This window comes from Actinoplanes subglobosus (assembly GCF_042650585.1).
GTDB classification, from domain to species: domain Bacteria; phylum Actinomycetota; class Actinomycetes; order Mycobacteriales; family Micromonosporaceae; genus Actinoplanes; species Actinoplanes subglobosus.
This window is the reverse complement of sequence record NZ_JBHSBL010000028.1, coordinates 170,654-191,404: the sequence shown is the minus strand read 5'-3', so window position 1 is coordinate 191,404 and position 20,751 is coordinate 170,654. Positions and strand designations below refer to the sequence as shown.

15 protein-coding genes are annotated in these 20,751 nt (G+C 70.5%); 3 read left to right on the top strand and 12 right to left on the bottom strand.

Annotated elements, in window-relative coordinates:
• Window positions 1-154: 154 nt before the first annotated feature.
• The 5 genes from ACFO0C_RS41350 to ACFO0C_RS41330 form a co-directional block, all read right to left on the bottom strand.
• On the bottom strand, window positions 155-1,339 hold the full coding sequence (locus ACFO0C_RS41350; protein WP_378072637.1) for a Gfo/Idh/MocA family protein: 1,185 nt from the start codon (window positions 1,337-1,339) through the stop codon (window positions 155-157).
• A 53-nt stretch (window positions 1,340-1,392) separates the two neighbouring features.
• A complete protein-coding gene (locus ACFO0C_RS41345; protein WP_378072296.1) occupies window positions 1,393-2,454 on the bottom strand; it encodes a substrate-binding domain-containing protein in 1,062 nt (353 codons plus the stop codon).
• 97 nt (window positions 2,455-2,551) lie between these two features.
• Window positions 2,552-3,553: an ABC transporter permease gene (locus ACFO0C_RS41340; protein ID WP_378072636.1), complete on the bottom strand. Its 1,002-nt coding sequence runs from the start codon at window positions 3,551-3,553 to the stop codon at window positions 2,552-2,554.
• A gap of 56 nt (window positions 3,554-3,609) precedes the next feature.
• Complete coding sequence (locus ACFO0C_RS41335) at window positions 3,610-5,154, bottom strand: sugar ABC transporter ATP-binding protein (RefSeq protein ID WP_378072295.1); 1,545 nt, start codon at window positions 5,152-5,154, stop codon at window positions 3,610-3,612.
• Entirely contained in the window at window positions 5,151-6,326 is a 1,176-nt protein-coding gene (locus ACFO0C_RS41330) for an ROK family protein (RefSeq protein WP_378072294.1), read from the bottom strand. The genes ACFO0C_RS41335 and ACFO0C_RS41330 overlap by 4 nt, the downstream gene beginning before the upstream one ends.
• Window positions 6,327-6,531: 205 nt before the next feature.
• On the opposite strand from ACFO0C_RS41330, the gene ACFO0C_RS41325 reads away from it, so the two are divergent.
• Entirely contained in the window at window positions 6,532-7,212 is a 681-nt protein-coding gene (locus ACFO0C_RS41325; protein WP_378072293.1) for an HAD family hydrolase, read from the top strand.
• 58 nt (window positions 7,213-7,270) lie between these two features.
• On the opposite strand, the gene ACFO0C_RS41320 is transcribed toward ACFO0C_RS41325, so the two are convergent.
• On the bottom strand, window positions 7,271-9,910 hold the full coding sequence (locus ACFO0C_RS41320) for an EAL domain-containing protein (RefSeq protein ID WP_378072292.1): 2,640 nt from the start codon (window positions 9,908-9,910) through the stop codon (window positions 7,271-7,273).
• Window positions 9,911-10,051: 141 nt separating this feature from the next.
• Here ACFO0C_RS41320 and ACFO0C_RS41315 point away from each other — a divergent pair, with 141 nt between their 5' ends.
• Both ACFO0C_RS41315 and ACFO0C_RS41310 read left to right on the top strand, forming a co-directional pair.
• Window positions 10,052-12,349, top strand: coding sequence for a putative bifunctional diguanylate cyclase/phosphodiesterase (locus tag ACFO0C_RS41315; protein WP_378072291.1), 2,298 nt, complete (start codon window positions 10,052-10,054; stop codon window positions 12,347-12,349).
• Between the two features lie 9 nt (window positions 12,350-12,358).
• Window positions 12,359-13,144, top strand: coding sequence for a maleylpyruvate isomerase family mycothiol-dependent enzyme (locus ACFO0C_RS41310; RefSeq protein WP_378072290.1), 786 nt, complete (start codon window positions 12,359-12,361; stop codon window positions 13,142-13,144).
• A gap of 1,064 nt (window positions 13,145-14,208) precedes the next feature.
• Here ACFO0C_RS41310 and ACFO0C_RS41305 read toward each other — a convergent pair.
• Genes ACFO0C_RS41305 through ACFO0C_RS41280 form a run of 6 tightly spaced genes read right to left on the bottom strand, consistent with a single transcriptional unit; the run spans window position 14,209 to window position 20,698 of the window.
• Entirely contained in the window at window positions 14,209-15,189 is a 981-nt protein-coding gene (locus ACFO0C_RS41305; protein ID WP_378072289.1) for an N-acetylglucosamine kinase, read from the bottom strand.
• Window positions 15,186-16,442 carry a family 4 glycosyl hydrolase gene (locus ACFO0C_RS41300; RefSeq protein WP_378072288.1) on the bottom strand — a complete coding sequence of 419 codons (1,257 nt, stop codon included), beginning with the start codon at window positions 16,440-16,442 and terminating at the stop codon, window positions 15,186-15,188. Before ACFO0C_RS41300 ends, ACFO0C_RS41305 begins: the two co-directional genes overlap by 4 nt.
• Window positions 16,439-17,254, bottom strand: coding sequence for a carbohydrate ABC transporter permease (locus ACFO0C_RS41295; RefSeq protein ID WP_378072287.1), 816 nt, complete (start codon window positions 17,252-17,254; stop codon window positions 16,439-16,441). Before ACFO0C_RS41295 ends, ACFO0C_RS41300 begins: the two co-directional genes overlap by 4 nt.
• Entirely contained in the window at window positions 17,251-18,177 is a 927-nt protein-coding gene (locus tag ACFO0C_RS41290) for a carbohydrate ABC transporter permease (RefSeq protein ID WP_378072286.1), read from the bottom strand. Before ACFO0C_RS41290 ends, ACFO0C_RS41295 begins: the two co-directional genes overlap by 4 nt.
• Before the next feature lie 5 nt (window positions 18,178-18,182).
• Window positions 18,183-19,466 carry an ABC transporter substrate-binding protein gene (locus ACFO0C_RS41285; RefSeq protein ID WP_378072285.1) on the bottom strand — a complete coding sequence of 428 codons (1,284 nt, stop codon included), beginning with the start codon at window positions 19,464-19,466 and terminating at the stop codon, window positions 18,183-18,185.
• Window positions 19,467-19,522: 56 nt separating this feature from the next.
• Window positions 19,523-20,698 carry an ROK family transcriptional regulator gene (locus ACFO0C_RS41280; RefSeq protein ID WP_378072284.1) on the bottom strand — a complete coding sequence of 392 codons (1,176 nt, stop codon included), beginning with the start codon at window positions 20,696-20,698 and terminating at the stop codon, window positions 19,523-19,525.
• Between the last annotated feature and the right edge of the window lie 53 nt (window positions 20,699-20,751).

The window sequence follows — 20,751 nt, the reverse complement described above, 5'->3', positions numbered from 1 at the left end:
GCCGTCATCGGGCCACCCGGACCGGGCACGGGAATCCCCTTCCGTGCCGCGGCGGGTGGCGGTTCTCCCGCGCCGCCCGTCCGGAGACGGGGCGCACCGTGTCCGGACCCTCGCGGGCGGCGGGAAGTCATACGCGGTGGTCAGGCTGTACCGGTCAGGCGGCCACCTCCGCGAGGATCGGTTCGACATCGGTCCAGCCCGATCCCCGGTCCGCGGAGCGCAGCACCGCGTCGAGGACCAGCTGCACCTGGAGGGCGTCGGCGAACGACGGGGTCGGCGCGCCGCCGGTCGCAATCGCTTCGACGAGGTCGCGGGCCTGGTGGGTGAAGGCGTGCTCGTAGCCGATGCCGTGACCCGGCGGCCACCACGCCGACAGGTACGGGTGATCGGGTTCGGTCACCAGGATGCGTGTGAAGCCCTGCTCGCCGGAGGGTTCGGTGGCGTCGTAGAACTCCAGCTCGTTCATCCGCTCGAAGTCGAACGCCACCGAGCCACGCGAGCCGTTGATCTCGACACGGAGCCCGTTCTTGCGGCCGGTGGCGAACCGGGTCGCCTCGTAGGTCGCGATGGCCCCGCCGTCCAGTCTGGCCAGGAACAGCGCCGCGTCGTCGACGGTCACGGGGCCGGTGGCCGTACCACCGCCGCCGTTGTCGTCAGCGGCGGCGCTGAGCCCGCTGGAGGTCTGCGGCAACGGCCGCTCCTTGACGAACGTCTCGGTCAGCGCGGTCACCCCGGTGATGCGCTGACCCGAGACGAACTGGGTGAGATCGATGATGTGCGCCCCGATGTCACCGAGGGCGCCGGAGCCCGCCTTGTCCTTCTGCAGACGCCAGACCAGCGGGAACTGTGGATCGGTGATCCAGTCCTGAAGGTAGGCGGCACGGATGTGCCGGATGTCGCCGATCCGCCCGTCCGCGACGAACTGCCGCATCAGGCTGACCGCTGGCACGCGCCGGTAGTTGAATCCGCACATCGACCGGACGCCGTCCGCCTCGGCCCGGGCGGCCGCGGCGGCCATCTCCCGGGCCTCGGCGATCGTGTTCGCCAGTGGCTTCTCGCAGAGGACATGCTTACCAGCTGCGAGGGCCGCGATCGCGATCTCGGCGTGGCTGTCACCGGGGGTGCAGACGTCGATCAGATCGATGTCGTCCCGGGTCACCAGGGACCGCCAGTCGGTGGTGTGTTCCTGCCAGCCGAGCTTGGCCGCCGCCGCGGCGACGTTCGCCTCGTCCCGGCCGCAGACCGCCGTCATCCGGACGTGCAGTGGCAGGTCGTAGACACGGTTCACGGTGCGCCACGCCTGGGAGTGCGCGGCGCCCATGAACGCGTAGCCGACCATGCCGACCCGCAGATGTGATTGCGTGGACAAGATGGGTCTCCCCCCGTACGCGGTCAGAACCCGAGCTGGATGTAGCTGCTCGCGTTCCCCTTCGTGATGGTTTCCGAGGCCAGCACGATCTCCTTGGGTACCTGGAGCTCCACCAGGTCGGCCATGCCCTTGTTCTGGCCGATCAGGCGGGCCAGCGAGATCGCCGAGGAGGCCATCGACGGGCTGTAGGTGACCGTCGCCTTCAGCACCGTGTTGTCGGCCTGGATCGTCTCGATCGCCTGCTTCGAGCCGGCGCCGCCGACCATGATGAACTCGCTGCGGCCGGCCTGGTTGATCGCGGCCAGCACGCCGACGCCCTGGTCGTCGTCGTGGTTCCACAGGGCGTCCATCTTCGGCAGCGCCTGGAGCAGCTGTGACGCCTCCTGCTGTCCGGAGTCGACGGTGAACCGGGCGGCGCGCCGGTTGGCGACCTTGAACCCGGCCGCGGCCAGGGTCTCGGAGAAGCCCTTGGACCGGGTCTGGGTCAGCTCCAGCTCGTCCATGCCGGCGATCTCGCCGATGATCGGGCTGGTGACGCCTTTGACCTTCATCTGGGTGATGATGTAGTCGGCGGCGGCCACGCCCATGCCGTAGTTGTCGCCCATGATCTGGGTGCGGTAGGCGCGGGCGTCGGGGAACGCGCGGTCCAGGTTGACGACCGGGATGCCGGCCGCCATCGCCTCCAGGCCGAACGAGTTGAGTTCCTTGCCGTCGTGCGGCAGCAGCACGATCACGGTCGGCTTCTGGCCGATCAACGTGGACAGCGCGGCCCGCTGGGCGGCGGCGTCGGCGCCCGCCTCCACCGACTTGAACTCGACGTCGCTGAAGGTGGCGGCCTGCGCCTTGGCGTTGTTGGTGATGGCCGCGATCCAGCCGTGGTCGGCGGCCGGCGCGGAGAACCCGATGGTGACCTTCGTACCGGGGGCGGCATTGCCACCGCCGGTGGTGTCGGCGGCCTTGGTCTGAGCCGTGGTCGGTGCCGCCGCCTCGTTGCTGGTGCAGGCGGTGAGCAGGGCCCCCGCACCCACCGCGGCGCCGCCGAACAGAAGCCGGCGTCGTGACAGATCGGAATTGATCTTGGACATGACCATCTCCTATGTCTTCATCAGAGCGGAGCGAATGAGGATGTACGGATCCCGGCGGCCGTTTTCACCAACGGCCACCGCGCCTTTTCGATTGCCTTTAGTTACGAGCGAAGAATCGCGTGAGGGATTTGAAACGGAACTGCTGGACCAGCACGGCGGCGACGATGATGCCGCCCTTCACCATGTTCTGGGCCTCGGTGGAGAGGCCGTTGATGGCGAACAGATTCGTGATCGTCGCGAAGATCAGGACACCGAGGATGGAACCGACGATCGTGCCCCGGCCGCCACTGAGCAGCGTGCCCCCGATGATGGCGGCGGCGATGGCGTCGAGTTCGTACAGGTTGCCCATCGCCGCCTGCGCGGACGTCGCCTGCGAAGTGAGCATGATCGCCGCGATGCCGCAGCAGAGACCCGACAGGCCGTACAGCAGCATGGTGTGGCGTTTGACGTTGATGCCGGCCAGCCGGGCGGCCTCCGGATTGCCGCCGACCGCGACCGTGCGGCGGCCGAAGGTGGTGCGGTTCAGCAGGATCCAGCCGGCCACCGCCACCGCGGCGAGGATGTAGACCAGCACCGGGATACCGAGGATCTTGGTGGACGCGATGCCGTTGATGAAGGTGTTCGACGAGATCTGCGTCTGCTTGCCGGAGATCGCCGCGGCCAGGCCGCGGGCCGACACCAGCATCGCCAGGGTGGCGATGAAGGGCACCAGACGGCCGTACGAGATGAGCACCCCGTTGACCAGCCCGACCGCCACGCCGACCACGATCGCGGTGAAGATCATGCCGCCGGCGCCGTAGGACTGGGTGGCCACCGTCGTGCACCACACCCCGGCCAGGGCGACGATCGCGCCCACCGACAGGTCGATGCCGCCGCCGATGATGACGAAGGTCATCCCCACCGTCACCACGCCGACGACCGAGGCCAGCTGCAGGATGGACAGGATGTTGGTCCACACCCAGGCCGAATTGCTGTAGAGCTCCGGCTGGGTGATCGCGCCGATCACGATGAGGGCGACGAGCACCCCGACCAGGACCAGGTTGCGGGTCACCGACTCGCCGGACTCACCGGCCCACGGCCGTTTGCGCCCACCGGGCAGGGCTGGCTCGGGGCCGGTCGGCGCCGGCGCTTGCAGCCCGGTGCCTTCGCTGAGGGTCACGCCGGCGCTCCTTCCATGAGCGACCCCGCCATGACGAGGTCGAGAACCGTGTCTTCGTCGATGTCGGTCGAGGGCGCCTCGTGGACGACCCGGCCCTCCCGCATGACCAGGACGCGGTCGGACAGGCCGAGCACCTCGGGCACCTCACTGGAGACGAGCAGCACCCCGACGCCCTGGGCGGCGAGGTGCCGGATCACCCGGTACAGCTCGGCGCGGGCACCCACGTCCACGCCCCGGGTCGGCTCGTCGAGCAGCAGCAGGCGGGTGTCACCCAGCAGCCACCGGCCGACCACGACCTTCTGCTGGTTGCCGCCGGAGAGGGTGCGCACCGGCCGGCGGACGTCGAGCGGGCGCAGATCCAGGGAACCGGCGATCCGGTCGGACTCGGCCCGCTCCCGCCGGGCGTTGGTGAAACCGAGACGGGCCAGACCGGTGAAGGTGGCCAGCGTCATGTTGCGGTAGATCGGCTCGCCGAGCAGCAGCGCCTGGCTCTTGCGTTCCTCGGGGGCCATGCCCATGCCGGCCCGGACGGCGGCGCCGACACTGCCGGGGCGCAGGGCCTTCCCGGCGAGTTCGACGGTGCCGGAGTCCGGGCGGCGGGCACCGTAGATGGTCTCCAGCAGCTCGGACCGGCCGGAGCCGACCAGGCCGGCGATACCGACGATCTCGCCTGCGGCGACACTGAGCGACACGTCACGGAACTCCCCGGAACGGCTCAGACGGTGTACGCGCAGCAGCTCGTCACTCGACTCCGGCTGGTCGGGGCGGGGCGGGAAGACGTACTCGATGGTCCGTCCGGTCATCCGGCTGACCAGCTCGCTGGTGGGGGTATCGGCCGCGGACAGGTTGGCCGCCGTGGTGCGGCCGTCCTTCAGCACGGTGACCCGGTCACCGATCTCGCGGATCTCCTCGAGCCGGTGCGAGATGTAGATGACCGCGATACCCCGTGCGGTCAGCCGGCGGATGATCCGGAACAGGTTCTCCACCTCGTCGTGGGCGAGCACCGCGCTGGGCTCGTCCATGATCAGCAGCCGGGCCTCCTGCGACAGGGCGCGGGCCATACTGACCACCTGCTTGCCGGCCGCCTGGAGGGCGTGGACCATGCGGCGCGGCGGGATCTCCTCGTGCCCGAGAGAGCCGAGGATGCCGCGGGTACGGTCGGCCATCGCGCCCCGGCGCACGAATCCCAGCCGGCGCGGCTCGTGGCCGAGGAAGACGTTCTCCGCCACGGTCAGGTCGTCGACCAGGTCCAGCTCCTGGTAGATGGTGGCGATCCCGGCCTTCATGGCGGCCTGCGGGTTGCCGTACGACACCTGCTCGCCGAGCCACTCGACGGTGCCGGAGTCCGGGCGGTGCACGCCGGACAGCACCTTGATCAGGGTGGACTTGCCGGCGCCGTTCTGGCCGAGCAGACAGTGCACCTCGCCGGCGCGGACCTCCAGCTGGACGCCGTCGAGCGCCTTGACACCGGGGAACGTCTTGACCAGGTCGGTCAGTCGCAGAACGACCTCGTGCTCGCTCGTCTCGGCCGGGCCGGTCATGACGCCTGCTCGAAGGCCACGTCGCTGGCCAGCACCGCGGCTCCGGTGACGCCGGCGCGGGAGCCCAGCTCGGACAGGACGATCGGGAGGTTGCCGGTGGCCAGCGGCAGCGACCGGCGGTAGACGGCGCTGCGGATCTCGGCCAGCAGGATGTGCCCCAGCTGGGCGAGCCCTCCACCGATCACGATCATCGACGGGTTGACGAAACTGACCAGCGACGCCAGCACCGAACCGATCCGGTGGCCGCCCTCGCGGATGAGCTTGATGCACGCGACGTCGCCCTCGCTGGCGCCCTCGGCGACGTCACGGGCGGTCAACGTGCCGTTGGCGGCGAGCCGGTCGGCGAGGGCCTGCGACGTGCCGGCACGGGCCGCGACCAGTGCCTCCCGGGCCAGTGCGGTGCCGCTGAACAACGCCTCCAGACAGCCGACGTTGCCGCACGAACACATCGGACCGTGCGGGTCGACCTGGATGTGACCGATGTCCCCGGCGCATCCGTCGGTGCCGCGATAGACCTCGTCGTTGAGGTAGATACCGCAGCCGATGCCGGTGCCGACCTTGACGAACAGGAAGTCCTGAACGCTGTGCGCGACACCGCCGTGCTGCTCGCCGACGGCCATGATGTTCACGTCGTTGTCGACGACGGCGGGGCATCCGTGCTCGCGGGTCAGCAGCTCCCGGACCCCGAACCGGTCCCAGCCCGGCATGATCGGCGGCGAGACCGGCACCCCGTCGCGGAAACTGACCGGCCCCGGCACACCGATGCCGATAGCGTCGAGCCGCTCGTAAGCCCCGTCGACACGGGCCTTGGCCAGCAACTCGTTGACCCGGTGCAGGATCGCCTTGGGGCCGGAACGGATGTCGGCCTCCTCGGTGTAGGCGGCGACCGGTTCGAGGCGGCCGTTGGTGACCTCCACATCGATCGAACTGGCCCCCAGATCGACGGCGGCGAACCGCAACCGGGGGTGCAGCTCGACGAGTGTGGATCGGCGGCCGCCCCGCGAGGCCGCCATGCCGGCCTCCACCACGTAGCCCTGGCTGACCAGGCGCTCGACCTCGGCGAGCAGCCGGGGACGGGGAAGTTGCAGGCGATCGGCCAGCTCAGCCCGGGAGATGGCGCCCTCGTTCCGGAGCAGGCGCAGCAGCCGCAGGTAGGGGGGATCGATCGTCATACGCACGGTTGACCTCATATCCGCACGCCCCGGCGTGCCCGAGCCCGTCGGGTGTGACATTCAGGTTTCGTCAATGTGTTACATGCGCCACAGTAGAAGCCTTTGCTTCCGCTGTCCACAGCTTCTTCATGATCTACATCTAACTTTCGACAGATCCTGCAAAAGCCTTTGGTGGTTGCCGTCCACCGGCGGCTAGGGTCGGCGCATGCTCCCGCCTTATGCCGCCGTGCTCTTCGACTGCGACGGGGTCCTCGTCGACTCCGAGGCCATCACCAACAGCGTGCTGCGGACGATGCTGCACGAGCTCGGCTGGCCCGTCTCCGAGGCCGACTGCTTCCGGCTCTTCGTCGGCCGCGCCCTCCGCGACGAGACCGCCGTGATCGAGGCCCACACCGGTTTCACCGTCACCGACGAGTGGCTGGACGGCTTCCGCAAACGCCGCAACGACGCCCTCACCCTCGACCTGCTGCCGATCCCGGGTGCCGTCGCCGCGGCCGTCGAGATCGACCGCCTCTACAGCGGACGGCTGGCCTGCGCGAGCGGCGCCGACCGGCACAAGGTGGAGCTGCAGCTGACCAAGGTCGGCCTGGCCGACGTCTTCACCGGCCGGATCTTCAGCGGCATGGAGACTCCGCGCAGCAAACCGGCCCCCGACGTCTACCTGGCCGCGGCAGCCGCCCTGAACGTCGACCCGTCCCACACCGCGGTCATCGAGGACACCCCCACCGGAGTCCGCGCGGGAGTAGCGGCCGGCGCCACGGTCTACGGCTACTGCCCGCCGTCGAGCCCCACCCACAACCCACCGGAAGCACTGCTGTCAGCAGGCGCCACCCACATCTTCACCGACATGTCCGCACTGCCGGCCCTGCTCACCCAGCCCCACTGACCTTCCACACCCGCTCGCCGAGATGTCCACGCCGAGTTGCGGCGAGGACGTTGCGGGGTCAGAGGGTGAAAGGGTGTTCGCCCTCCCGGGAGTGTTCGATCAAGGCCTCGACGTGTTCGGCCGGCATGGGGCGGGCCAACAGGTCGCCCTGGCCGAAACGGCACCCGGTGGCGTACACCGTCTCGAGGTCGTCATCGGTCGTCAGGCCGTCGGCGATGACGTCCATGCCGAGGCGGCGGCCCAGGGTCACGGCGACGTCCATGATCGCGCCGACCGCCGACGGGGCGGGATCCTGGCGGCTGAAGACCGTGCGGTCCACCTTCAGCAGGTCGACCGGGAGCACCCGCAGCCGGCTCAGTGAGGTGGGGCCGGCGCCGAAGTGACCGACCGCGGTGCGGACGTCGCTGGTACGCAGCCGCCGCAGGTGTTCGGCCAGCCGTTCGCCGGATTCCGGGCTCTGGTGCAGGTCGTCCTCGCTGACCTCGACGACCAGCGCCGACCGGGGGATCCGGTGGGCGGCGAGCACCTCGTCGAGGCCGGAGTGGAAGACCTCCTCACCGAGTTCGCCGGGCCGGACGTTGATCGAGAACCAGAGTGGTAGGTACTGCGCGCGCCACGCGGCCACCTGCCGGCACGTGCGTTGCAGCGCCCACCGGCGCAGGTCGCCGAGCATGCCGAGGTCCTCGGCGAGGGCCAGCAGTTCGCCGGCGGACAGCCGGCCGACGGTCGGGTGCCGCCAGCTGAGGACCGCCTCGACGCCGACCGGCTGCCGGCCGGACAGCTCGAACACCGGCTGGAAGAGCAGCTCGATCTCGTTGCGGTCGATGGCGGTCGGCAGGTCCTGTTCGAGAGCCGACCGGCGTACCAGCTGTTCCTCGATGGCCTCGTCGTACCACTCGACGCCGCCGGGTGGCTGGGACCGGGCCATCCGCAGGGCGAGCGCGGCCCGGCGCAGCACCTCGTCGGTGTCGGTCTGAGGGCACACGTCGCTCAGCCCGGCCCAGACGAGCAGGTGCGCGCTGGCCCCGTCGAGTTCGTAAGGGGCGGTCAGCACGGTCACGAGCTGGTTGGCGAGCAGGTGTGCCCGGACGGCGCCGTTGCGGGTCATCACCGCGAGGCGGGCGTCGCCGACGCGGGCGGCGACGTCGGTGGGGCCGATCCGCGTACGCACCCGGCGCGCCGCCTCGACGAGGACCGTGTCGGAGCGCTCGGCGCCGTGCACGTCGGCGATCGCGGTGAGCCCGCTGAGCTCCAGCATGATCAGCGCGCCGCCGTCGCTGGCCTGCGGGCCGGCGCGGCGCAGCCCGCGGGGGTTGGCCAGGCCGGTCAGCGGGTCCAGGTGGGACGCCTGCTGCAGGGCCTCTTCGAGTTCGCGCTGGTCGGTGATGTCCCGGATGTGCAGCACGAGGCTGCGGCCGGGCATCGACGGGTCGGCCCCGCCGGCCGTCCACTCGGTCTCGCGCCAGCGGCCGAAGCCGTCCCGGAACCGGGCCGAGACGGATCGCGCGTCGGCGAGGTCGAACCGGTCCTGGTTGAGCCGCTCGGTCAGGAACTCCTCCAGCTCACCGGCCTGGTCCCGGTGCACGAGGGAGGTGATCGGGCGGCCGAGAACGTCCTGGTCGGAGAGCCCGAAGTGGCGGGCGGCGGCCGGGGACTGCCAGCACACGGCCAGGCCGGTGTCGAGCACCATCGCCACGTCGGACGAGCCGAACATCAGGCTGCGCAGCCGGTTGCCGTGGTGGGCGAGCAGGTCGGCGTGCCGGCGCAGGACGATGGCCGCGACGAACTCCCGGGAGGCCACCGCCATCAGGGCGATCGCGGCCAGGGCGATCGAGGTGGCGTCCAGGCCGCCGCCGTGCAGCAGGCGCGCGGCGACCGCCACCGACGAGCCCAGCACCGGGAGGGCGAAGAGCGGGAATCCGGCAGCCGGTTCGCCACCGGCGGGGACCGGCGGGCCGGCGTCGGGGTCGACCTTGACGGTGCCCCACCACATCACCCAGGCCGCGGCGTTGACGGCGGCGCCGGCCGCCACCGTGGCCAGGGCCGAGTTGGGGTTGGCCGGGTTGTCCGCGGCGATCACCAGGGCGGTCAGGCACGTGAGGGTCAGCGCGACACCGGGGCCGGCCCAGCGCAGGGCCGCCCGGTGCCGGATCGAGTGGACGCCGGCGACCGCGGCGAGGGCGGTCGCGGTGGCGCCGACGACGGTGGCGATCGCCGAGGCGCCCCGCAGGTAGCCGTCGCTGAAGATGAGCGCCCAGGGGCCGAGGATGAGGCAGGCGGAGACCCCGACGGTGTCGAGGCACACCCGCAGCCGGCCGAGAGGGTCGCGGTGCTGGTGCGGGCGCAGGAGCCCGGGCAGCATCACCAGGATCGCCAGCACGAGCACGACCAGGGAGAGACGTGCCGCCACCGGAACGCCGTCGACGCTGACCTCCGGCTCGGCGAGCGTGATGACCGCGTACGCCACCCCGGTCACGCCGATCAGGAGGAGCCCGCCGCCGAGCAGCAGAGCCCGGCCGCGCGGCCCCGCGGCGGTGCCCCGGCGTGCGGCCAGCACCATCGCCGCGCCCGGAACCAGCACCCCCGCGGCCAGCAGTGCACCGGCCACGGCCAGGGGAAGCAGCACCAGGACCGCCAGGGAACAGACCGCCCCGAAAGCGACAAAACCTGATGGACGCACCGATCGGAGCCCATTCATGCGGCACATCTTACGTATCCGCACTCGATCTATTAACACCCCGTAACTGATCAATGACTCCATTTGCGGGTGTCGTGACCCTTCAGTGTCAGCTCCGCCAGCCGATGGTGAGGCCGTTCCAGTGCTCGGGTGAGGAGACGGATGAGTGGCGAAGCTGTGGCCCGGCGTACCTGCGTCGGTGCCCTGGTGCGGTGGTCGGGTGCGCTGGCGCTCGTCGCCGTGGTGGTGTTCGCCCTCAATCTGGCCGGTGTCCGCACACCCGTACCGCTGCTCTGGCTCCCCATGCCGCTCGCCGCGCTCGTGGCGATGATCTCGCTGGCGAGTCTCGCCCGCACCACCACGCTGCCGGCGGCGACCCGCCGGTTCTGGCGGCACCTGGCGATCGGCACCGGGTTCGTGGTCGCCGGGTCGCTCGGGCACGCCTATGAGGGTGCGGTGCTCGGTCTGCCCGCCGTCGCTGTGTCGGGTGTGGCCGCGATCGGCTACGGCGGTTCGGTCGCCATGAACCTGTGGGCGATGAGCCGGCTGCCGCTGCGGTTCGGCAGCCGTGGCGATGTGCTGCGGGCCGGCCTCGACGGGCTCACCGTGCTGCTGGCCACGGGAGCGTTCTCCTGGCACTTCGTGACCCGGCCGGTGCTGGAGAGCGCCGGTTTCGGCACCGCCGCGGTGGCCGCCGGTTCCTTCACGATGGCCGTCAACCTGCTCTCCCTCTTCGCGGTGGGCAAGGTCGCGCTGACCGGTCGCGGCCACCTCGCCCCGGGTGTACTGCGGATGCTGATCCTCGGGCTGGCCTCGGGCACCGTGATCGCGGCCGGGCAGCCGCTCGTCGACCAGCCGTGGCTGACCTGTGCGCAGCCCGCCATCCCGGTCGTCATGTTCTGCACGGTGCTGGCCGCCCGTACCCAGGCCCGTGCCGCCGCCGGACGCCAGCGCGGCACCGTGCCCACCCGCCGGCTGCCGTCCTGGCTGCCGTACGTCGCGATCGCCGCCGCCGACGGGCTGCTGCTGGCCCTGATCGCGAGCGGCCACGACGACGCGCTGCCGATCGGTGTCGTCGCCGTCCTGCTGACCGGCCTGGTGGTGGCCCGCCAGCAGACGGTGTTCCGGGAGAACGCCGGTCTGGTCGCCCGCCTCGACCACGGCGCCACCCACGACGCCCTGACCGGCCTGCCGAACCGGGCGCTGTTCACCGATCGACTCGATGCTGCTCTCGCCGTGGACGGTGACGAGCGGCCGGTGAGTGTGGCGCTGATCGACCTCGACGACTTCAAGACGGTCAACGACACTCTCGGGCACGGCATCGGTGACGCCTTGCTGGTCGCGGTGGCCGCCCGCCTGGAGGGTGCGGTCCGCACCCACGACACGGTGGCCCGCCTGGGCGGCGACGAGTTCGTGGTGGTGCTGGAGGACATCGACCCGGAGGCCGCCGAGGCGGCCGCGTACCGGATGATCGCGGCGCTCGCCGAGCCGGTCGTCGCCGAAGGACACGAGCTTCTGGTACGCGCCAGCATCGGCCTGGCCCACGGGCACACCGGTCAGGACGCCGCCGACCTGCTGCGTCGCGCCGACATCGCCATGTACGCCGCCAAGCACGACGGTGGCGGCAACGTGCAGTCCTACAGCGACGTGATGGCCGTGTCGATCGCCGACACCGCGGCCCTCGGCGCGCAGCTGCAGCACGCGATCACCGACGGCCAGCTGTTCCTGCAATACCAGCCGATCGTCGCGCTCGACACCGGCCGCCTGCGTGGTGTCGAGGCCCTGGTGCGGTGGGCGCACCCGGAGCGGGGCATCGTCCCGCCGGTCGAGTTCATCCCGGTCGCCGAGCGCACCGGCCTGATCGTCCCGCTCGGCGACTGGGTGCTGGTCGAGGCCTGCCGTCAGCTCGCCGCGTGGCGTCACGAGCACGGCGACGCCGCACCCCGGATGCTCAACGTCAACGTCAGCGCCCGCCAGATGCGTGACGGCGGTTTCGTCGACCGGGTCGCGGCCATCCTCAACGAGACCGGGGTGCCCCCGCACCGGCTCACCCTGGAGATCACCGAGAGCACCGCCGTCGCGCTGGGCGAGACGGTCACCCGGCTCGACGATCTGCGGCGGATGGGCATCCGGATCGCCCTGGACGACTTCGGCACCGGCCAGTCGACCCTGACACTGCTCCACGAGCTGCCGGTCGACCAGCTCAAACTCGACCGGTCGTTCACCCAGGGCACCGACACGAGCCGGCGTGACACGATGCCGGCCGCGGTCATCGCGCTGGCCGACGCGGTCGGGCTGGACCTGGTCGCCGAAGGGGTGGAGACCGGCGACCAGGCGGCGCGGCTCGCCGAACTCGGCTACCAGCACGCGCAGGGCTACCACTTCGCCCGTCCGCTGCCGGCCGCCGCGATCCGTGACCTCATGGTCCAGCAGCCCGTCCCGGTGCCGGCGGCGACCTAGTCTGGGGTGATGACGACCCTTGCCGGCCGCACCATCGCGGCCCTGCGCAGTGAGTACGACAGCCTCGCGGACCTGGTCCCGACACTTTCCGCCGACCAGCTGACCGGCCCGTCCGGCGCCTCCGAGTGGACGGTCGCCGACGTCCTGTCGCACCTGGGCAGCGGCGCGGAGATCACCCGGGCCGGTTTCCGGGCCGCGGTGGGCGAGGCCGAGGCACCCGGCCCGGACTTCAATCAGAGCGTGTGGGACCGGTGGAACGCGTTGAGCCCGCAGGATCAGGCCACCGGCTCGATCGCGGCGAACGCGGAACTCGTCGCCGGCCTGGAGTCGGTGCCCGAGGACCGTCACGAGGACCTCCGGGTCCGGACGTTCCTGCCGGACCCGGTGCCGTTCGCGTCGTTCGCCGCCATCCGGTTGAGCGAGGTCGCCCCGCACACCTGGGACGTCCGGGCCGGCCTCGACCCGGCTGCGGCCATCGCCGACGGATCCGCCGCGCTGCTCGCCGAGCACCTCAGCGGCGGCCTGGGCTTCCTGCTCGGTTTCATCGGCAAGCCGAAGGAGGCGCCCGAGCACGCCGTGGTCGAGATCAGCGGCACGGACTACCGGATCGTCATCGACGACTCGGTCCGGCTCACCACCGAGAGCCTGCCGGTGACGGCCACCTTCACCGGTCCGCTGGAGGCCGCGGTGCGGCTGCTCTACGGCCGGCTCGGTCCCGCGCACACCCCGGCCGGCACCGGGGCGACCGGCAACATCACCCTCGACCAGTTGCGGGCGGTCTTCCCCGGTTTCTGACCGGCCGGGCCACGTCGCGTAATCCGCCCGCGCCCTTCCCCCCGGGGCCACGTCACGGAATCCGCCAGCGCCCGTCCCCCGAACCACGTCACGGAATCCGCCCGCGCCCTTCCACCGAACCACGTCACGAAATCCGCCCGCGCCCTTCCACCGAACCACGTCACGAAATCCGCCCGCGCCCTTCCGGGGCCGAGGCCCGTTTGTGAGCCGTCGCTCCGGCACCCCATCGGCCGCCGTTGAGATGTCTGAGCGACGGCTCGCAAAACTGCGAGATCATCGACGGCACCAGCGGGACCTGGTCCTAAGCCTCCCGGCGCGGGCCCAGGTCCCGCCGCGGAGTGGCTCGGCTCAGGGGCAGGCGTGCCGTTCAGGATCCGCGCGGGTACCGGACCACGGCTGACGCAGGCGCCAGTCGCTTGGCTAGCCCGGTGGACGACCGGGCGCCATCACCGCCCACCAGCGACGCCAGACGCACCCCACGGCCGACCGGGTGCGATCACCGCCCACCCAGAGACGCCAGACGCACCCAACAACCCAACGGGCACCACCACCGCCCACCAGAGACGCCGGACCCACCCCACGGCCGACCGGGTGCGATCACCGCCCACCCAGCGACGCCAGACGCACCCCACGACCCAACGGGCACCACCACCGCCCACCAGAGACGCCAGACGCACCCAACGACCCAACCGGGCACCACCACCGCCCACCCAGCGACGCCAGACGCACCCCACGGCCGACCGGGTGCGATCACCGCCCACCACAGACACCCACCCCACCCAACAACCCAACGGGCACCACCACCGCCCACCCAGCGACGCCAGACCCACCCCACGGCCGACCGGGTGCGATCACCGCCCACCAGGGACGCCCACCCCACCCGACAACCCAACGGGCACCACCACCGCCCACCCAGCGACGCCGGACGCACCCGACGGCCCCACCGGGTGCGATCACCGCCCACCACAGACACCCACCCCACCCAACAAATCCTGCTGAAGGTCCTGGCCGGCCGCTGAGCGGGAACCGCGGGCGGTGGACGGGGCAGCCCACCGCCCGCGGGGTCAGGCGGGCCCGGTCAGGGCGGCCCGCAGGATCGGCTCGGCGTCGGCGGCCGCGTCCAGCGTGTCCAGGGCCAGCAGCGCCGCCCCGGTCACCGGCAGTGCCGACAGAACCGTGACGTCGGCCAGCGGCGCCTGGGCACGGATCCCCTCGATCACCCGGTCGTGCAGCTGCGGGATGCGTGCCTGCAACACCCCACCACCGAGGACCACGGCGTGCGGGGCGGCGAGCAGTCCGAGCCGTCCGGCGGCCACCCGGTGCTGGGCCAGGATCTCCTCGGCCTGCCGCCCGACCAGCGCCGACGCCACCTCGTCGCCGGTCGCGGCGATCTCGAAGAGCAGTGGGGTCAGTTCGGGGACACGGTCACGCGACAGGTCACCGAAGTGCAGGGCGATGCTCACCTCCTCGACTGTCGGCCGGCCGAAGTGCGCGGCGACCGCGGCGGACAGGGCGGTGATGCGGCCCCGGCCGTCCTCACCCCGGGCCGCCTCGCGGAGCGCGTGTTCGGCTAGATCATGCCCGCCGCCCCAGTCCCCGGAGACCGGGCCGAGAGCGACGAATCTGGCGGTACGCCCGTCGGCGGCCCGCCCCACACAGTTGGTGCCGGCCCCGCACACGACGACGACCGCGTCCGGCACGGACGTGCCTGCCCGGAGCAGCGCGAAGCAGTCGTTGTCGACCTGTACCCGCCGGGCCCAGTTCTGCGCCGAGACGGCCTCGTGCAGGCGGGTCACCTCGATCGGCAGGTCGGCTCCGGCCAGGTAGACGGCGACCGTCTCGACCGGGGTGCCGGCGGTGATCCCGGCCTGCTCGCGGGCCTCGGCGATCAGGCCACCGAGGACGTCGATCGTGCCGTCCAGGCCGACGTTGTGCGGTGACGACGTGCCACCGCGAACTGTGGCCAGCACCTTGCCGGACGCGTCACCGAGGACCACGTCGGTTTTCGAGTTTCCACCGTCGACCGCCAGGTACAGCGGGTTCATCGCGCCCACGCGAGGTGCTCGCGGCCGGCGGCCAGGAGCCGGTCGGTCAGGGCCTCCGCCTGTTCGTGCTGGCCGATCAGGGGGTGTGCGAGCAGCGCCCGGTAGACCCGGTCACGTCCTCCTCGCAATGCCGCGTCGAGCGCCAGTTCCTCGTACCCCCAGGTGTGTGTGATCAACGCGGCCAGATCGGGCGGCAGTGCGGTGACCGGCAGCGGCGCCGGCCCGTTGAGGCCCGCCCGGGCCGAGACCTCGATGACCGCCGCGTCCGGGAGGAACGGCAGGACGCCGTTGTTGCGCACGTTGACCGAGTGGACCGATGTGTCGTCGAGTCCGGAGAGGGAGGCGATGAGTCCGACGGCGGCCTCGGAGTAGTAGGCGCCGCCGCGCTCGCCGAGCAGCGCCGGCTTCTCGGTGAGGGTGACGTCGCGGTACAGGTCGAGCAGGATCGCCTCGATCTCGGCGACCCGCTGGCCGCGTGTGGCCGACCCGATCGACTGCCGCACGTGCGCGTCGTGTTTGTAGAAATAGGACAGGTAGTAGGAGGGCACCGCGCCCAGCATCCCGATGATCGAGGCAGGAATGTCCACTTCTTCGGATATTTCGGAAATATGATCGCCGAGAAGGCCGGGCAGCCGATCAACGCCGTCCACCACGGCCGCCCGTTCCCAGGTCAGATGGTTCAGGCCGACGTGATCGAGCACGACCGCCGCCGGGTCGACACCCAGGTAGCCGGCGAACCGCCGCTGGAAACCGATCGCCACGTTGCACAACCCGACCGCCCGATGACCGGCGTCCAGCAGCGCCCGCGTCACGATCCCCACCGGGTTGGTGAAGTCGACGATCCATGCCCCCGGTTTCGCCCGCAGGCGCACCCGGTCGGCGACGTCCAGGATCACCGGGACCGTGCGCAGCGCCTTGGCCAGCCCGCCGGCACCGGTGGTCTCCTGGCCGACGCAGCCGCACTCCAGCGGGAACGTCTCGTCGGTGATGCGGGCCCGCTGCCCGCCGACCCGCAGCTGCACGACGACGGCGTCGGCGTCGGTGACCCCGGCGTCCAGGTCGGACGTCCACGTCACCGTCCCCGGATGGCCGTAGTGGCGGAAGATCCGGGCGGCGAACGACCCGACGATCTCCAGCCGTTCGGCCGCCGGGTCGATCAGCACCAGCTCGGAGACGGCCGAACCGAGCCGGGCGAACCCGTCCACCAGCTCGGGCGTGTATGTCGAACCACCGCCGACGACTGCGATTTTCACCCTTTGAATCCTGTCAGCGTGATGCCCTGCACGAATGAGCGCTGGGCGAAGAAGAAGATGATGATCAGTGGCGCCATGGCCAGCACGGTGGCGGCCGTGACCAGGTTCCAGTCGACGTGGTGGACGGTTCGGAACGAGGCCAGGCCGAGCGAGAGCGTCCACGAGCTCTCGTTCTCGCTGGTGTAGAGCAGTGGTCCGTAGTAGTCGTTCCAGCAGTAGAAGAACTGGAACAGTCCGGCGGCCGCGATGCCGGGGCGGGCCATCGGCAGCACCACCCGCAGCAGGGTCCGCCACTCGCCGCAGCCGTCGACGCGGGCCGCGTCGAGGTACTCGCTGGGAATCGTCAGCAGGAACTGGCGCAGCAGGAAGATGCAGAACGCGTCACCGAACAGCGCTGGGATGATCAGCGGGGCGAGCGAGCCGGTCAGGCCGTAACGCGCCCACATCAGGTAGAGCGGAACCGTGACGACCTGAGGCGGCAGCATCATCACGCAGATGACGACGAGGAACATCAGATTCCGGCCGCGGAACTTCAATTTCGCGAGGGCGTACGCCGCGGGCACGCTCGAAACGAGGGTGAGGCAGGTGGCGGTCACGGCGTAGAGGACGGTGTTCAGCAGGTAGTGCGGCAGGGGTGTCGCCTGGAAGACCTTGAGGTAGTTCTCCGGATGCCAGGTGTTGGGCCAGTAGTCGCTGGTCAGGGCTTGGTTGCTGGTCATCAGCGACAGCAGGACGAGGTAGACGACCGGCGTGAGGAACATGATCGCGAGTGCGATGGCGATGCTGTGCCGGGCGATCCAGGCGAGTTTCACGACTCCTCCCCGGAGAAGGCTCTGGCGCGGCGCAGCAGGATCACGGTGACGGAGAGTGCGACCAGGAAGAGCACGATCGCGAGGGCGTTGGCGTAGCCGAGCGCGCTGTACCGGAACCCGACGGTGTAGAGCCACAGTGGATAGGTGAAGGTGGAGCCCTCCGGGTAGCCGAAGGACTGGGAGATCCCGGCGCCGACGGTGGCCTGCCCGCTGGCGATCGAGCCGGCCACCGCCGCCTGGTCGAAGTACTGCAGTGTGTAGATGACGCCGGTGACCGCGGCGAACAGGATCACCGGGCGGATCGTCGGCAGTGTGATCGACCGGAACTTGTGCCAGGCGTTCGCGCCGTCCAGCGACGCGGCCTCGTAGAGGCTCTCCGGGACACCCAGCACCGCCGCCAGGAAGATGATCATCAGGTCGCCGATGCCCCACAGGCCGAGCAGGACCAGCGACGGTTTCGCCCAGGCCGGCGAGTTGAACCAGAGCGGCCCGTCGATGCCGACCATCTCCAGGACGTGGTTGACCGGGCCGGTGCCCGGCTTGAGCAGGTAGACGAACGCGATGGTGGCGGCCACCGGCGGCACCAGGGCCGGCAGGTAGAAGATCGTCCGGAAGAACCCGGCACCCTTCTTGAGCTGCACCAGCAGCATCGACAGGCCGATCGCGCCGAGGATGCGGATCGGGACGAAGACCACGACCATCCAGAGCGTGTTGCGGACGGCCTGGAGCAGGAAGGGATCCCCACCCATCCGCCGATAATTCTCCAGACCGACCCATCGGGGTACGGACAACAGGTCGAACTGGGTGAACGAGAAGTAGATCGCCGAGATCAGTGGGTAGACGAAGAAGAGCGCGATGCCGAGGAGCGCGGGCGCGACGAAGGTGAACGTCGTCGCGCCCCGGCGCAGGGAGGTGCCCGTCACCTGGGTCAGCCGCCCAGCGACATGACGCTGTCGATCTGCTTGTCCGCCTCCAGCAGGCCCTGGTTCAGGTCGGCGACCTTGCCGGACTGGTAGCTGGTCAGGAACGTCCCGAAGGTCTCCTGGTAGGCGGGCCCGGACTTCGACGGCGGCGAGGTCATCGAGTTCGGGTTGTTGAAGATGTCGATGAACGCCTTGAAGTCCTGGTCGGCGTTGAGTCCCGGGTCGGCGATAGCGGTGGTCGTGGTCGGCACGTTCTTCAGCAGCCCGGCCAGCTTGATGACCGCCTTGTCGTCGGTGGTCAGGTACTTGATCAGTTCCCAGGCCGCCTCGGGGTTCTTGGCGTTCTTGCTGATGCCGACGATGTTGCCGGTCACGTAGCCACCGCCGTAGCGGGCCGGGTCGCTGGTCGGGAGCGGCGCCACCCCGTACTTCAGGTCCGGGGCCTGGTCCTTGAGGAAGGCGAGACGGTACTCGGCGTCGACGTTGATCGCGACCTGGCCCTTCTGGAAGGCGTTGTCGGCGCTGAACTCGTCACCCAGCGAAGCCTTGAACTTGGTCAGGTTCTCGTAGCCGTACCAGTCGACGAGGTTCTTCTGCCAGGCAAGCAGGGTCTTCCAGCCGGGGTCGGTGCCGACCGCGCTCTTGCCTTCGGGGGTGAGCCATTCGGCGCCGGTGGCCGGGGCGAGGTGCGACGCCGAGTTCTCGTAGAAGTCGTAGAGCGGCAGGAACCCGACGGTCTTGAGCGAGCCGTCCGGGTTGCGGACGGTGAGCTTCTTGGCGTACTCGGTCAGCTCGTCGAGGGTCTTGGGCGGCGCGGTCAGGCCGGCCTGGGCGAAGAGGTCCTTGTTGTAGTACATGCCGTACGCGTCGGCGAGGAACGGCATGGCGCAGCGTTTGCCGCCGAACTCGGTGTACGTCCGGGTCGTCGCGTTGAGCTTGGTCAGGTCGACCTTGTCGCGGGCGATGTACGCGTTGAGGTCCACCCACGCCCCGGAGGAGCAGAACTTGCCGACGATGTCGGTGGAGTAGGACAGCCCGATGTCCGGCCCGTTGCCCGCGCCGATCGCCTGGGTGACCTTGGAGTCGTCCTGTCCGGACTTGACGGTGACCTTGATGTTCGGGTGGCCGTCGGAGAAGTCCTTGATCACCTCGTCGATGGCCTTGGCCTCGCGCTCGGTGAAGAAGTGCCACAGCTCGACCGTCCCGGACACCGCGGTCCCGGGGTCGGCGATCTTGTTGTCCTTGGGTGCGGGGGTGCACCCGCCCGTCAGAAAAACCGCTGTTGTCATGACAAAAAGGGCATGGGGTATCCGCTTGTTCACTATGTCGGCCTTTCGCAGGGTGTCTAGCTGTCCCGAATGGCGGTGATGAGGGCTTCCCGGACCGCGGCGAGACCGGCGTCGAGCGCGCCGACCAGCACCGCGTCGTCATCGATGGCGGTGACGGCGAACGAGCTCTCCAGCGGGGCGGCCCGCCGGAACGCGTCGTTCACCGCACCGAGCAGGGTGTCGCCGCCGGCCTGGGCGATCGGGCCGGCGAGGACCACGAGGTAGGGGTCGAGGATGGCGGTCACGGCGGCCAGGCCGACCACGATCCGGTCGGCCAGGGTGTGCACGAACTCCTCCACCCCACCCGCGGCAGCGGCGGCGGCCACCTCGGCCGGGGTGTCACCGCCGACGCCGTTGTCGCGGGCCAGATCCATGATCGCGGCGCCGCCGAAGAGGTCCTGGAGGTCGAGCTTGCGGTGCGGGGAGTCGGGTGAGTAGAGCGGCACGTATCCGATCTCGCCCGCTCCCCCACGGGTGCCGCGCAGCAGCGTGCCGTTGATGTCGATGGCCAGACCGAGGCCGTCCTGGCCGATCCAGAGCAGAGCGAAGTTCTCCGCGTCCTGCCCCGCACCACGCCGCCGCTCGGCCACCGCGGCCAGGTTGACGTCGTTGTCCACGCCGACGTCGGTGCCGAGCTCGGCGGCGATCGCGGACCGCAGGCCGGGCCGGTCGAAGCCGGGCACGTCGACCAGGCGGATCGTGTCGGTGCGCGGGTCGTAAGAGCCGGGCACGCCGAGCTGCACGTGCCGGATCAGTCCCGCCTCGACGTCCGCCTGCACGCACAGCCGGCCGGCCACATCGGAAACCACGGCCACCGGGTCGGCGCCGAGGAAGTCGACGCGCGCCTCGAACCGGGCCCGCACCGTCCCGGTCAGGTCACAGAGCGCGGCCACCACCGACGGGGTGCCGCTGGTCCCGACGTCACGCACCGAGATCGCGACGGCGTAGGCCGCGTCCGGGTTGGCCGCGTAGACCTCGGCATTCGGCCCCGGCCGGCCGCTGGCGTGCCCGACGACATCGACCAGCCCGGCCTCGGTCAGTCGGCGCAGCACCTCGGAGATCGTCGGCGTGGAGAGCGCGGTCAGCTTGCGGAGGTCGGCCCGGGTGAGATTGCCCGGCTCCAGCAGGAGCTCCAGGGCGGCACTCTCGTTCATGGCGCGCAGCAGTTTGGACGAGCCGGCCAGCCGCGCCATCCGGGCCTCCGTAATAGGCAAAGTGTTTAACAGTTGGCTCATCCTGTGCCACC